The following is a 13,050-nucleotide window of genomic DNA, read 5'->3' as shown; positions in this document are numbered from 1 at the left end:
TCCGCTTTGTAAACCAGGAGAGAAAACGAGGAGAAACCCATGTTCGGTCGAACGCGCCCGAAAACCGCCCGTCGCCGTCTCGGCACGGTCGTCGCGCTCACGTCCGCGCTCGCCATGGCGGGCAGCCTCGCCGCGACCCCCGCCCTCGCGGACGATCCGGTGGAGATCCCGGTGTCCTACACCGTCACCGGGAAGACCACGGTGAAGAAGACCGGCGGCACCCTCGACCTCGGCCCCGGCCAGCTCGACGGCGCACTGGTCATCGACGGTGACAACGTCGGCATCCGCGGAAACCTGTCCCTGCCGCCCTCGACGGCGAACATCTCGCTGGTCTCGGGTGTCTTCAAGATCAAGGCCCGCGTGCGGATCGAGCCGACCGGCCCGGTCACCGGCACGCTCGCCAACGGCGACCTGACCACCCACTCGCAGGCGAACATGCTGATCGACAACATCGTGGTCGGCCTGTTCTGGCCGGTCATCCCGCTGCCGACGGTGCCGAACGCCTGCAAAACGGTCAAGCCGCTGGACCTGACCCTGGTGTCGAAGAACGTCGACCTGTTCGCGCCGACCATCCCGTCTTCGGGGACGTTCACCATCCCGGAGTTCAAGGACTGCTTCATCAACGACCTCGCGCTGGGGGCGTTGATCTCGGGGCCGGACAACACCATCAACCTGAGCATGAAGTCCAACCTGTCCTGACGCCCAGGTCCGTGAAGGCCTCCTTGGCTACCCTCAAGGTAGGGAAGAAGGCCTTCACGGCCGGTCAGCAGAAGTACGGAGCCGTCGGGTCCACCAGGGCGACCCCAGTGCTGTCACCAGCGGAAACGGAGTAGACCGGAGCGCACACGCCGGAGAACTTCCAGAAATCCGTCGGCGGTTCCGTGCTGGTGTCACGGCTTTCCGACTTCACGTTGCTGCCCCAGGCGAAGACGCTCCCGTCGGCTTTCAGCGCGACGTTGTGGTTGAAGCCCGCGTCGATGGCGACCACGCCGGACTGCGCCTCCGGCGGAACCGTGGCCTGGCCGTAGAAGTTGTCGCCCCACGCGAGGACGCCGCCGTTCTTCAGCGCGATGCTGTGCCGGAATCCGGCGGAGACCGCCGACACCCCGGACGTGGCCGCCGCGGGCACGGTGATCTGGCCTTTCCCGTTGCTGCCCCAGGCGACGACGCCGCCGTTCTTGAGCGCCAGCCCGTGATCGCCGCCCGCCGAGATCGCGGTGACCCCGGACGAAACCGTCGTGGGCACGGCCGTCCTCGAACCCCAGCTCAGCACGCTGCCGTTCGTTTTGAGCGCCAGGTTGAAGTACGCGCTGGTGGAGATCGCCGTGACCCCCGACGTCGCGGCCGGCGGCACCACGTTCTGACCGTAGAAGCCGTTGCCCCAGGCGATGACGCCGCCGTTCTTCAGCGCGAGTTCGTGCGCCCAGCCGGCGGCGATCGCCGAAACCCCGGACGTGGCCGCGGACGGGACGGCCAGCTGACCGTAACTGTCGTTCCCCCAGGCGATCACCCCGCCGTCCTTGAGCGCGAGGTGGGTGATCGCACCCGCGGAGACCGCGCTGGCGCCGAGCGCCGCGGCCGGTATGGTCCCCTGCCCGTAGTCGTTGCTTCCCCATGGCCGCGCTTCGCCGGTCGGCGCGGCGCTTGCCGTACCGGAAAGGGAAACCGTTGCGATCATTACGGTAATCGCGACGCCCGCTACCCGCCGTGATCGGATTCGTCGATTCTCGGAAGACATGGGCGGAATGTTAACCCGGTTCCACCGGTCGGCCGCCTCTTTGTCACCCGCGGACAAACTTCATAATCGAATTCAGCGCACGCTGACAAGAAAGAACGGGCCCCGCACCCACTCCGAAACATGTCGACATGAATCCTTGTTACGTACATAACTCGCGGGTAACCTCGGTTTACCCCACCACCGAGAAAGCCGCTCGAGTCGAGCATATTCGATCAGAAAAATCCGCCGAAAGGCGCATGGGGAAAGCCACCCGAGACGTAAACTGGATCAAAGGAGATGACAGGTATGTCCCGCAGACTTGGCAAGTTGTCAGCCGGCGTCGCCACCACCGGCATCGTGTTCGGCGCCGTCGCCGTGCTCACCGCCGGCACGGCCGCCGCCGCGACCACCTACGCCACCGGCACCGTCGCCTACATGTGCAACTTCCCCGGAATCGGCCAGCAGCAGCTGGACGTGAAGGCGAACTTCACCGGACCGGACTCGGTCGCCGCCGGCGGCACCTTCACCCCGGCGTCCGTCGCTGGCTCCGCCACCATCAACGCCACCATCAACGCGCTGCTCAACGCCGCCAACTACGACGGCGTGCGCGGCAAGGCGAACATGCCGGTCACGGTCACCAACGCCTCACCGGCTTCGGCGACGGTGACGAACCTGGACGTCCCGACGCAGATCAACCCGTATGTGCCGGGTCCGCGGACGTTCAACATCGTCCAGGACGCGGGCACGGGCGTCCCGACGTTCACGGCGGGCACCCCCGGTTCGTCGACCGCCTCGCTCGGTACCACGATCAACGCGCCGCTGGACTTCCACAAGAAGGACGGCACCTGGACGGCGTGGAACTTCAACTGCACCGTGAAGAACACCAACCCGGCGCAGAACCGCGCGTTCAGCCCGGCGATCACCATCACCTGATGAACCATCCGTGCGGGGCGGGGACGCCCGCCCCGCACGGCCTCCACCACGTGACGTGAAGGGAATCCCCATGGGACGGCAGGTCCGCCGAGCCGCCACGGCCGCGACCGTCGTGTTCGGCGCGGCGATCCCGATCACGTGACACACCAGCGCAAGGCAGGAGAGGAACACTCATGACGCAGCAGGTTCGCCGGGCACTCGGGAGGTTTCCCGTTCTGGCGGGCGTGATCCTGCTCGCAGGCGTGAGCGGCGCACTGTCCTCTTCGGCCGCCACCGATCCGGCCACACCACCGCCGGAACCGCTGCAAGGCGCCACGTCCGCGCACCAGAGTCTCGCGAACACCTGTGTCTTCCCGGATCCCGCCGGGAAACGACCGGTCACCATGGACGTCAAGGCGACGCTGCCGAAGGTCGTCCAGACCGGAAAGCCCGTACAGGTCAAGGACTTCTCACTGACCTTCACGATCGGCGAAGGATCACTCGGCCCCGTCACCGAGGTCACGGGCGGCGCGACCGTCGAGCTCACCGCCGCGAACGGGGACAAGAAGACCCCGATCCCGGTGACCCTGACGATCCCGACGACGAAGGTGCCCGCCACCGGCGAGCTGAAGCTGATCGCGACCGGCACCGTCCCCGACATCCTGCTGAACGTGCCGTCCGAGCTGCGGCTGAGCACGGGCGCGCCGTCGCTCGCGCTGACCGCCGCCGAGACGCCGCTCGAACCGATCACCTGCACCCAGGCGCCGGACCAGAACACGCTGCTCGGCAGTGTGGCGCTCCTGCCACTCGGGAAGCCCAAGCCACAGTCCGGCAAACCCGGGGAGCCGAACAAGCCCGGGGCCGACGTGCGGGCCGCGGAAGACGTCCACGCCAGCGGCCTGTATCCCATCGCGTTGCAGCCGTTCGAACTTCAGGGCACGTCGTCGATCACGAAACTCGGCGCCTTCGCCCGGTTGAAGCCCGCGTTCATGGTCAACGCGGTGTGGCACGTCGACCTGGAGAACACCGAAGGGCCCGGCAAGATCACCGGCTCCGTGATCATGCCGCCGAGCAAGGTGACCTTCCTCGGGTTCGGCTTCGTCCCGATCACCGCGACCATGGAACTGCTTCCGGAGGACCACGCGACCGGCAATCACATCATCGACGTCGACGGCGTCTCGATCCCGGAACCGGAGGGCAGCTCGACCGTCCTCACCCCGCTCAAGGTCTACGGGAAACTGAGCGGTGTCACCATCAACGGGGTCGGCCTCGACGTCGGTGACAACTGCCTCACCGCCGAGCCGATCAAGATCAATCTCCGCGGGGAGAAGTACGGCATGTTCACCGGTGGCGTCGTGCGCACCGATCCGAAGTGGACGGATCCCGCCTATCAGGACTTCACCCTGCCCCCGTTCTCGGGCTGCGGCGTGAAGGAGGATCTCGACTCGCTGTTGAGCGGGATGGCGTCAGGGCCGGGGAACCAGGCTTGTGTCGGGGTCAACCAGGTGGGGTTGCCCTGGGACCTGGAGCGCAAGTGCCCGAACGTCGATCCGCCGGTGGCGCGCCGCTGACTCGTTCGACCCCGATGTTCCGTAAAGGCCTCCTTCCCTACTCTCAAGGTAGGGAAGGAGGCCTTCACTGCGAGGCCTAAGATCCACTCGGTGTCCACTGTGGACTCTTGCGCGGCACCGGAAGCACCTCCGGCAGCGTGAATCCCGCTGACGCCGAAGAAGGACTGACACCAGCCCGCAGTGCGAGTTCCATCTCGAACCGCGCCCCCGGGTCACGCAGGTGCTCGCCGAAGGTCGCCTGCAGCTGCCGCATGCGGTATCGGACGGTCTGCGGATGCACCTGGAGACGCTCGGCGATGTCGACGACGTTGCCTTGGCTGTCGAGCCAAGCCCGCAGGGTTTCGAGCAGCCGTTCCCGCTGCTTCCCGGTCATCTCCGCGAGCGGGGCGAACAGGCGATCTCGGAGCTGGCAGGTCAGCGCGGCGTCGGCGTTCACGAGCAGGGTGGCGAGGTGTTCTTCGGCGCGGATCACCCGGCGGGCCTGGATGATGCCGCGTTCGGACAGGTGCAGGGCCTCGCGTGCCCAGCGGAGGGAATCGGCGACGGAGTCCAGCGGCCGGCACGGGCCGATCGAGAGCCGGTAGTCCGGCAGCGCGGCCTGCAAAGTGGCCAGGCGGGCGATGGAGAGCTCGCCGGGGACGAGCACACGCGGCTCGGCGCAGTCGAGTTCGGCGAGGACGTCCGAATCCACCGCGTTGTGCCGCCGGGGCCTGACGGTGTCGCCGATCGGGTGCAGCACCACCGGCGTCGCGCGCTCGGGCACCGGCCAGCCGGTCAGCTGCGCGAGTTCCGCGATCGCCTTCGACGGCGCGGGCGGTGTTTCCAGCACCAGGTGCAGCAGTTTGCGGCGCCACGTGTCCAGTGCCCCCGCGGTGCGCGCCTTCGCTTCGAGGTACCCGTCCAGCGCGACGGACGCGAGTTCGTCCATGAACGCGAGCATCGCGTCGGCCAGTTGCGACATCACCGCCGACGAAAGGCCGCTGCGGCGGCCGACCCGCATGATGCGCCGCCACGAAACCCTGGCGCCGACCCGGTACGCCGACTGGAGGGTGTCGAGGCTGCGACCTTCCCGCATCTCGTTCTGCCCGAGCCGGTGGTGGACCTCGTGCGACTGTTCCTTGGAGACGCTCGGATCGGCGATCTGGGCGACGAACAACGTGATCGCGTACTCGACGCCCGCGCGGATCGACTTGCCGTACGGCCCGTCGAGCGGGCGCGCGTACGCGGGGATGGTCGCCCGGATCTCGTCGACGATCTCGTTGGCGAGACTGCCCAGTTCCGGTCGCAAAATGTCGGCGAGCTTGCGGGGAAGGGCCGCAGGGGGCTGCGCAGCGTGTTCGATTCCGCGCTCCACCGACATCGCAGCTCCTTTGCTCCGCCCAGCGTCCGGACATCCCACGATCGTCGTGGGGTGACAACGAACACATCGTGAAGTCGCTCGTGAATGTGTCACCTTTCGCAGAAGAAACCGATTTCTTGTCATCATCGTGACAAAATCACGGGTCGTCCCTGAACTTTGATGACAAGTGCCCGGCAAACGCCTCGCACGGTTCGTACGAACGGCCGATGAGTACGGAGCGTCACTGCTTTCCGGTGAGCAATTCCCCGAGTACTTCGAGCACGGGCTCCAGCACGCGGACCTCGGTGCCGGCGCATTCGGTGATCCCCGCGCCGACGACCTCGAACCCGCTCAGCCCGCGAAGCATCGCCACCAGGCGCTCGATCGTCAAGCCGCCGGGCTCCGGATAGTTCAGCCCGTCGAACTCCGCCGGGTCGAGCACGTCGAGGTCGAGATGGATGTAGACCTTGTCCGCTCCGGCCAGGCCGGAAGCGGGATCGGTCTCGACGACGAGCCCGCGCTCGACCACGGCCCGCTCGGCGTCGTCGAAGGCCCTCGTTCCCGCGAGGACGACGCGCCCGGGTTCGACCGGCGGATCCGCGGCGAACTCCGGGTCGCCCTCGCCGAGCAGTGACCGCAGCACCATGCCGTGGAACGCGCCCGACGGCGACGTCTCCGCGGTGTTGAGGTCGGAATGCGCGTCGAACCAGGCGACGCCGAGCCCCGGCCCGAAGCGGTAGCGCGCGACCCCGATCGGGATCAGCTCGACGCCGCAGTCCCCGCCGATGGTGAGCACCGGTCCGCCCGGTGCCTCCAGCGCGGCGAGCTGCGCGGCCCGGTTCGCGCCGGTGAGCACCGCGCGGTTGGCGATGCCGTCGACCACGGGCGACGTCTCGCGGCTCTGCCGGATGTGGTGCACCGGCGCGCCCAGCACGTGGCCCGCCAGCTCGGCGAGCGCGACACAGCCTTCGGGCAACTCCGGCGCGCGCTCGGTCAGAGCGCCCTGAAACTGAGGTACGGCGTTGATCAGCACCGGTCCACGTTAGCGGCGGCCGCAAGCGCGTGAAGGCCCCCTTCCCTCGGCTGAGCCGAGGGAAGGGGGCCTTCACGCGCAACGGCGGCTACTCCAGGACGAGGAGCAGGTCCCCGCCTTCCACCTGCTGGACGGCGTTGATCGCGCGCCGCGACACCTTGCCGCCGGTCGCCGCGGTGATCGACGCCTCCATCTTCATCGCCTCGATGGTCGCGACCGTCGCGCCGGCCTCGACCTCGTCGCCCTCGGACACCTGCAGCGTGACCACCCCCGCGAACGGCGCGGCGATCTGCTTCGGGTCGCCCTTGGCGGCCTTCTCCGTCGCCGGGATGTCCGACGCGATCGAGGTGTCGCGGACCTGGATCGGGCGCAGCTGGCCGTTGAGCGTCGACATCACCGTGCGCAGCCCGCGCTCGTCGGCCTCGCCGATGGCTTCCAGCTCGATCAGCAGCCGGACACCCTGTTCCAGGTCGACCGAGTACTCCTCGCCCGGCCGCAGGCCGTAGAAGAAGTCCTTGGACGGCAGGACGGAGGTGTCACCGTACTGCTCGCGGTGCGCCTCGAAGTCCTTCGTGGGCCCGGGGAACAGCAGCCGGTTCAGCGTCGCGCGCCGGTTCTCCGCCAGCCCCTTGAGGTCCTCTTCGGACAGTTCCTGCACCGGCTTCGGCTGCGCGCGGCCTTCGAGGGCCTTGGTGCGGAACGGCTCCGGCCAGCCACCGGGCGGGTCGCCCAGTTCGCCGCGCAGGAAGCCGATCACCGAGTCGGGGATGTCGAACTTGTTCGGCTCCGCTTCGAAGTCGGACGGCGAGACACCCGCGCCGACGAGGTGCAGCGCGAGGTCACCGACCACTTTGGACGAAGGCGTGACCTTGACCAGGTGCCCGAGGATCCTGTCCGCGGCCGCGTACATCGCCTCGATGTCCTCGAACCGCTCCCCGAGACCGAGCGAAATCGCCTGGGTGCGCAGGTTCGACAGCTGACCGCCGGGGATCTCGTGGTGGTACACGCGTCCGGTCGGGGAGGAGAGCCCCGCCTCGAAGGGCGCGTAGATCTTGCGCACGCTCTCCCAGTACGGCTCCAGGTCGCCGATGGCCTGCAGGTCGAGCCCGGTCGGCCGGTCCGAGTGGTCGGTGGCAGCGACGAGCGCGGAAAGCGACGGCTGCGACGTCGTGCCCGCCATGGACGCGACGGCACCGTCGACGGCGTCCGCCCCGGCCTGGATCGCGGCCAGGTACGTCGCCAGCTGGCCACCCGCGGTGTCGTGCGTGTGGATGTGCACGGGGAGGTCGAACTCCTTGCGCAGCGCGGAAACCAGCCGCGCCGCCGCCGGCGCCCGCAGCAGGCCCGCCATGTCCTTGATGGCCAGGACGTGCGCCCCCGCGCCGACGATCTGCTCCGCCAGCTTGAGGTAGTAGTCCAGCGTGTACAGCTTCTCCGACGGGTCCGACAGATCCGAGGTGTAGCAGAGCGCGACCTCGGCGACGGCGGTCCCGGTCTCGCGGACGGCTTCGATCGCCGGGCGCATCTGCTCGACGTCGTTGAGGGCGTCGAAGATCCGGAAGATGTCGATCCCGGTGGCCGTCGCCTCCTCGACGAAGGCGTTGGTCACCTCGGTGGGGTACGGCGTGTACCCGACGGTGTTGCGGCCGCGCAGCAGCATCTGCAGGCAGATGTTCGGGACCGCTTCCCGCAGCTTCGCCAGCCGCTCCCACGGGTCCTCCGCCAGGAACCTCAGCGCGACGTCGTAGGTCGCGCCGCCCCAGCATTCCAGCGAGAGCAGCTGCGGCGTGGTCCGCGCGACGACCGGCGCGACCGCGAGCAGGTCCTTCGTCCGCACGCGGGTGGCGAGCAGCGACTGGTGCGCGTCACGGAAGGTGGTGTCGGTGACGCCGATGGTCGGCGACTCCCGCAGCCAGCGGGCGAACCCGGCCGGGCCGAGTTCGGTGAGCTTCTGCTTCGACCCGGGCGCCGGTTCGAGATCCTTGGGCAGCTTCGGCAGCTTGACCTGCGGGTCGAGGGTGCGCGGACGCTCGCCGTGCGGTTTGTTGACCGTCTTGTCGGCGAGGTAGGTCAGCAGCCTGGTCCCGCGGTCGGCCGAATGGCGCGCGGTGAGCAGATGCGGGCGCTCCTCGATGAACGACGTCGTGACGCGGCCTTCGCGGAAGTCCGGGTCGTCGAGGACGGCCTGCAGGAACGGGATGTTCGTGGCCACACCGCGGATCCGGAACTCGGCGACGGCCCGGCGGGCGCGGCCGACGGCGGTCTTGAAGTCGCGGCCGCGGCAGCTGAGCTTCACCAGCAGCGAGTCGAAGTGCGCGCTGATCTCGGTGCCGGCGAACGCCGTCCCGCCGTCGAGGCGGATACCGGAACCGCCGGGCGAGCGGTACGCGCTGATCATCCCGGTGTCCGGGCGGAAACCGTTGGCGGGGTCCTCGGTGGTGATGCGGCACTGCAGCGCGGCGCCGCGCAGGTACACCTTGTCCTGCGACAGCCCGAGGTCGTCCAGCGTCTCGCCGGAGGCGATGCGCAGCTGCGACTGGACGAGGTCGACGTCGGTGACCTCCTCGGTCACCGTGTGCTCGACCTGGATCCGCGGGTTCATCTCGATGAAGACGTGGTTGCCGTCCCGGTCGAGCAGGAATTCGACGGTGCCGGCGTTGCGGTAGCCGATCTGGCGGGCGAACTTCACCGCGTCGGCGCAGATCCGGTCGCGCAGTTCGGACGGCAGGTTCGGCGCCGGGGCCAGCTCGATGACCTTCTGGTGGCGCCGCTGGACCGAGCAGTCGCGCTCGTAGAGGTGGATCACGTTGCCCTCGCCGTCGGCGAGGATCTGGACCTCGATGTGACGCGGCTCGACGACGGCCTTCTCGATGAACACCGTCGGGTCGCCGAAGGCCGATTCGGCCTCGCGCGCGGCGGCCTCGATGGACTCGCGCAGCTGCGCGGGGTCCTGGACGCGGCGCATACCGCGCCCGCCACCGCCGGCGACGGCCTTCACGAAGACCGGGAAGCCGATCTTCTCGGCGGCGGCGGCCAGCGCGTCGACGTCGGAGGACGGTTCGGAAGAACCCAGGACCGGTACGCCCGCCTCGCGCGCGGCCTTGACCGCGCGGGCCTTGTTGCCGGTCAGCTCGAGGATGTCCGCGCTCGGTCCGACGAAGGTGATGCCTTCGTCCTCGCACGCGCGCGCGAGGTCCGGGTTCTCGGAGAGGAAGCCGTAGCCGGGGTAAACGGCGTCCGCGCCCGCCTTCTTGGCGGCCGCGACGATCTCCTCGACCGACAGATAGGCCCGCACCGGGTGACCGGGTTCGCCGATCTCGTAGGCCTCGTCGGCCTTCAGCCGGTGGAGCGAATTGCGGTCTTCGTGCGGGAACACAGCCACCGTGCCCGCGCCGAGCTCGAATCCGGCGCGGAACGCACGGATGGCGATCTCACCCCGGTTGGCGACCAGTACCTTGCGGAACATGCCGGTCCTTCCCATCATCGGATCGGTAGGTGAGGCACGTTACCTGTTCGGTCCCGCAGGACGGGAGCTGTTGCCCAGGTGATGGACATCATCCCTGGCCGAGTTGCGCCCCGGGACTCTGCAGCACCCGGTTCGCGGTGCCCTCGTGGACCCCGGTCAGCACGTCGACCGCGGCGAGGTCCACAAGCGCCTTCGCGACGTCCGGCGCGGAGGCCGCGGGATGCAGGGACCGGTAGAGCGCCGCCACCCCGGCGACGTGCGCGGCGGCCGACGACGTCCCGCTGAGCATCCTGCCGCCGCTGCCCCCGGCGTCGGGTCCCGGCACGTCGACGCCGGGTGCGAACAAGTCGACGACTTCGCCGTAGTTCGACGTCGACCCCACCTGATCGCTCGCGTCGGTCGAGCCGACGGTGAGCGCTTCGGTGACCCGGCCGGGTGAGAACTTGCCCGCGTCGGTGGCCTCGCCGCCCGCCGGGAGGGCGACCGGGACGACCGCCGCGAGCGCGCGGACGGCGGCGTCGAGCCGGTCGTTGGCCGCGCCACCGATGCCGAGGACGGCGACGGCGGGCTGTTGTGCGTTCTGCGTCACCCAGTCGATACCCGCGATGATCTTGTCCGTCGCGCCGCCGCCCTGCGCGTCGATCACCCGGACCGGGACGATCTGCGCGCCCTTCGCGACACCGAAAGTCCTCGACGCGGCGACACCGGCCAGGTACGTGCCGTGACCATTGGTGTCGGTGGTATCCGTGCCACCGTTGAGGAAGTCCTTACCGGGTTTGACCCGGCCGCCGAAGTCCGGGTGCGCCGCGTCGACCCCGCTGTCGATCACGTAGACGGTGACGTCCTTCGCTTCGATCTCGTAGTGGTAGAGCTGGTCGAGACCCGTTCGCTGGTCGATCCGGTCCAGCCCCCAGTTCGGCGGGTTCTGCTGGACTTCCGTCGCGGAGGCGGGCGGCGCCACCAGCACCAGGAGCGCCAGCGCGGCCATGACGCGTACCAGTCGAATGATCATGCCTTGGCTCTACGCCTCTGCACCGGGGGCGGCAACCCCGGAGTGTCACCCGTTCGACTGGTCTTGGCCGATATGACCGCTGACCGTCGACTTCGGGAAGCAGACCAGCGCGTCGAAAGCGTCGGCGACGTCGACGGCGTTGAACAGATGCGCGTGCCGGATGCTCCGCGGTCCGGCGGTTCCCCGTCGTGCGCGGAGATCCACCAGCCCTGGGCCCTCGGCTTCGACGCTGTCGTCCGCGGGTGCTTCCAGTTCTTGGCGGTGGACGGTGAAACCGAGCCGTGCGGCCGGATCGGGCTGGAGCCCGGTGGTCTCGCCCTCGACGGCGGTGAGCCCGAGCGCGAAGTAGTCGTCACCGAATTCGGCGGCCAGATGTGTGCCCGCCGAAGGTGAGGTGAGCCCGGGGAACGGCGAGAACGGGACGCGCTGGAGGTGTCCGTTGTGGAGCATCACGACGATCTTCGTGTCGTCACCGTGCGACCGCCGGATCAGCCGGACGGTCTCCGCCATGTACGCGTCGCGCGAACCGCTCTGCCGGGCGGGCGCGTCGCCGGACATCATCGCGGCGACCTCGGCGAGGTACGCGTCGACGCGCAGTGCGCCTTCGACGTGGTGCTCCGCGACGACCGTGTTCCCGTAGACGGGACGCAACGACGTCAGGTGCGTCTTGAGCCGGGTGAGCGCCGCGGTCGCTTTGTCCTTGGCCGCCGTGTCGAGGGCGGCGTACTTGGCGGGCGCCTCCGCGCTGCTGACCGACGCGTACCCCTTGGTCGCCTCGATCGCCGCGTCGACCAGGCCCGTGGCGGCGTCGTCCACAGTGGACAGGTAGGCGCGGACCGCGTCGAGCGAGGGCGCCGGCGAGCCCGCGGAACTCGGCACATCGAGGCCGTAATATCGGACGTCGCCCCGCTCGCGGAGCCACGCGAGCATTTCGTGGGCCTCCGGCGACTCCCCGAGCGAGAAGGTGAAGCCTTCGCGGCCGATGTCTGCGACGTCGCCCGGAGCGCCGTTCAGCCAGTCCTCGACGAGCTTCCCCTCGGCGAAGCCGGATTCGAAGGCCACGACCCGGAAGCCGTGCTGCTCGACGAGATGCCGGAGGAAACGATTGCGCAGGTCGCCGAATTCGTGGATGTGGTGGTTGTTCTCACCGATGGCGACGATCTTCGCGTCCCCGATGAGTTCGGCGATCTTCGCTGGGTCTGACATACTGCCCACACTAACGCAACAGGAGTAGCAATTGGCAACCTCCGGTACCCAGCGGCCCGGCGGCCGGACCGAGCGCACGCGCCAGGCCGTCCTGCACGCCACCCTCGACCTGCTGGCCGAACGCGGGTTCGGCGAACTCACCGTGGACGCGGTCGCCGAGCGATCCGGGGTGCACAAGACCACCGTGTACCGGCGCTGGTCCTCGCCGGACGGCCTCGTCGCCGCCGCGCTGCAGATGGGCGCGGAGGACGACTGGACGGCGCCCGACACCGGTTCGTTGGAGAACGATCTGTACGAAGTGGCCGCGGAGGTCGTGCGGTACTTCACCGAGCCCGCGCTCAAGGAACTGCCCACGGCGTCGGTGCTTGCCGCGTTCCAGTCGCCGCAAGCGGCCGAGGCCCTGCACGACTTCTACGCCGACCGGCACGTGCGCATGGCGCCGATCACGGAACGGGCCGTCGCGCGGGGTGAGATCCCTTCCGGCACGGACGGGGACGAACTGGTGCGGGCGGTATGCGGGCCGATCTTCTACCGGCTTTTTCTGTCGCGGGAGAGTGTCACGGTGGCGGAGGCGCGGGTGACGGCGCGGGCGGTGGCGGTGGCGGCGCGTGAGGGCGCTTTTGTGCGGTCAGAGGATTAGCCCCGGGGCGGGGTTCCGCTTGGACCGCGGTGGCTACGCATTTGGTTTTCTCGATGCGGTGGGGGTCCTGGTCGCCGGTCCGTGAAGGACTTCTTAAGGGACTCAAAGTTCCCCTTACGGTGCGGAACTCTCAGTGGCACCCACCAGTCGCAAT

At 68.9% G+C, this 13,050-nt stretch carries 10 protein-coding genes; 4 read left to right on the top strand and 6 right to left on the bottom strand.

Annotated elements, in window-relative coordinates; genetic code table 11:
- Window positions 1-39 precede the first annotated feature (39 nt).
- Window positions 40-699: a hypothetical protein gene (locus tag ACLJQ7_RS20925; RefSeq protein ID WP_410649896.1), complete on the top strand. Its 660-nt coding sequence runs from the start codon at window positions 40-42 to the stop codon at window positions 697-699.
- Between the two features lie 64 nt (window positions 700-763).
- Here ACLJQ7_RS20925 and ACLJQ7_RS20920 read toward each other — a convergent pair whose 3' ends face one another.
- Window positions 764-1,678: an RCC1 domain-containing protein gene (locus ACLJQ7_RS20920; protein ID WP_410649895.1), complete on the bottom strand. Its 915-nt coding sequence runs from the start codon at window positions 1,676-1,678 to the stop codon at window positions 764-766.
- Window positions 1,679-2,023: 345 nt separating this feature from the next.
- Between ACLJQ7_RS20920 and ACLJQ7_RS20915 the strand changes: the two genes are divergently transcribed.
- Both ACLJQ7_RS20915 and ACLJQ7_RS20910 read left to right on the top strand, forming a co-directional pair.
- Window positions 2,024-2,650, top strand: coding sequence for a DUF6801 domain-containing protein (locus tag ACLJQ7_RS20915; RefSeq protein ID WP_410649894.1), 627 nt, complete (start codon window positions 2,024-2,026; stop codon window positions 2,648-2,650).
- Window positions 2,651-2,823: 173 nt separating this feature from the next.
- Window positions 2,824-4,200 carry a DUF6801 domain-containing protein gene (locus ACLJQ7_RS20910; RefSeq protein ID WP_410649893.1) on the top strand — a complete coding sequence of 459 codons (1,377 nt, stop codon included), beginning with the start codon at window positions 2,824-2,826 and terminating at the stop codon, window positions 4,198-4,200.
- Between the two features lie 76 nt (window positions 4,201-4,276).
- Here the strand turns inward: ACLJQ7_RS20910 and ACLJQ7_RS20905 are convergent, their stop codons facing one another.
- The 5 genes from ACLJQ7_RS20905 to ACLJQ7_RS20885 all read right to left on the bottom strand — a co-directional run bounded on the left by ACLJQ7_RS20905 (window position 4,277) and on the right by ACLJQ7_RS20885 (window position 12,256).
- Entirely contained in the window at window positions 4,277-5,560 is a 1,284-nt protein-coding gene (locus tag ACLJQ7_RS20905; protein WP_410649892.1) for a PucR family transcriptional regulator, read from the bottom strand.
- A 220-nt stretch (window positions 5,561-5,780) separates the two neighbouring features.
- Window positions 5,781-6,572 carry an arginase family protein gene (locus tag ACLJQ7_RS20900; protein WP_410649891.1) on the bottom strand — a complete coding sequence of 264 codons (792 nt, stop codon included), beginning with the start codon at window positions 6,570-6,572 and terminating at the stop codon, window positions 5,781-5,783.
- Window positions 6,573-6,660: 88 nt separating this feature from the next.
- Complete coding sequence (locus ACLJQ7_RS20895) at window positions 6,661-10,038, bottom strand: pyruvate carboxylase (RefSeq protein ID WP_410649890.1); 3,378 nt, start codon at window positions 10,036-10,038, stop codon at window positions 6,661-6,663.
- 88 nt (window positions 10,039-10,126) lie between these two features.
- A complete protein-coding gene (locus tag ACLJQ7_RS20890; protein ID WP_410650285.1) occupies window positions 10,127-11,026 on the bottom strand; it encodes a S8 family peptidase in 900 nt (299 codons plus the stop codon).
- Between the two features lie 69 nt (window positions 11,027-11,095).
- Complete coding sequence (locus tag ACLJQ7_RS20885) at window positions 11,096-12,256, bottom strand: erythromycin esterase family protein (RefSeq protein ID WP_410649889.1); 1,161 nt, start codon at window positions 12,254-12,256, stop codon at window positions 11,096-11,098.
- 31 nt (window positions 12,257-12,287) lie between these two features.
- Between ACLJQ7_RS20885 and ACLJQ7_RS20880 the strand changes: the two genes are divergently transcribed.
- Window positions 12,288-12,896 carry a TetR/AcrR family transcriptional regulator gene (locus ACLJQ7_RS20880; RefSeq protein ID WP_410649888.1) on the top strand — a complete coding sequence of 203 codons (609 nt, stop codon included), beginning with the start codon at window positions 12,288-12,290 and terminating at the stop codon, window positions 12,894-12,896.
- Window positions 12,897-13,050 lie beyond the last annotated feature (154 nt).

It is taken from the genome of Amycolatopsis sp. cmx-4-54 (genome assembly GCF_046548895.1).
GTDB lineage: Bacteria > Actinomycetota > Actinomycetes > Mycobacteriales > Pseudonocardiaceae > Amycolatopsis.
This window is presented reverse-complemented; position numbering and strand designations above follow the sequence as displayed.

Bases quoted from the DNA above. Each gene is read 5' to 3' on its own strand.
- ACLJQ7_RS20905 (WP_410649892.1), bottom strand. From the start codon at position 5,560: ATGTCGGTGGAGCGCGGAATCGAACACGCTGCGCAGCCCCCTGCGGCC.
- ACLJQ7_RS20925 (WP_410649896.1), top strand. From the start codon at position 40: ATGTTCGGTCGAACGCGCCCGAAAACCGCCCGTCGCCGTCTCGGCACG.
- ACLJQ7_RS20910 (WP_410649893.1), top strand. From the start codon at position 2,824: ATGACGCAGCAGGTTCGCCGGGCACTCGGGAGGTTTCCCGTTCTGGCG.
- ACLJQ7_RS20895 (WP_410649890.1), bottom strand. From the start codon at position 10,038: ATGTTCCGCAAGGTACTGGTCGCCAACCGGGGTGAGATCGCCATCCGT.
- ACLJQ7_RS20920 (WP_410649895.1), bottom strand. From the start codon at position 1,678: ATGATCGCAACGGTTTCCCTTTCCGGTACGGCAAGCGCCGCGCCGACC.
- ACLJQ7_RS20915 (WP_410649894.1), top strand. From the start codon at position 2,024: ATGTCCCGCAGACTTGGCAAGTTGTCAGCCGGCGTCGCCACCACCGGC.
- ACLJQ7_RS20885 (WP_410649889.1), bottom strand. From the start codon at position 12,256: ATGTCAGACCCAGCGAAGATCGCCGAACTCATCGGGGACGCGAAGATC.
- ACLJQ7_RS20890 (WP_410650285.1), bottom strand. From the start codon at position 11,026: ATGGCCGCGCTGGCGCTCCTGGTGCTGGTGGCGCCGCCCGCCTCCGCG.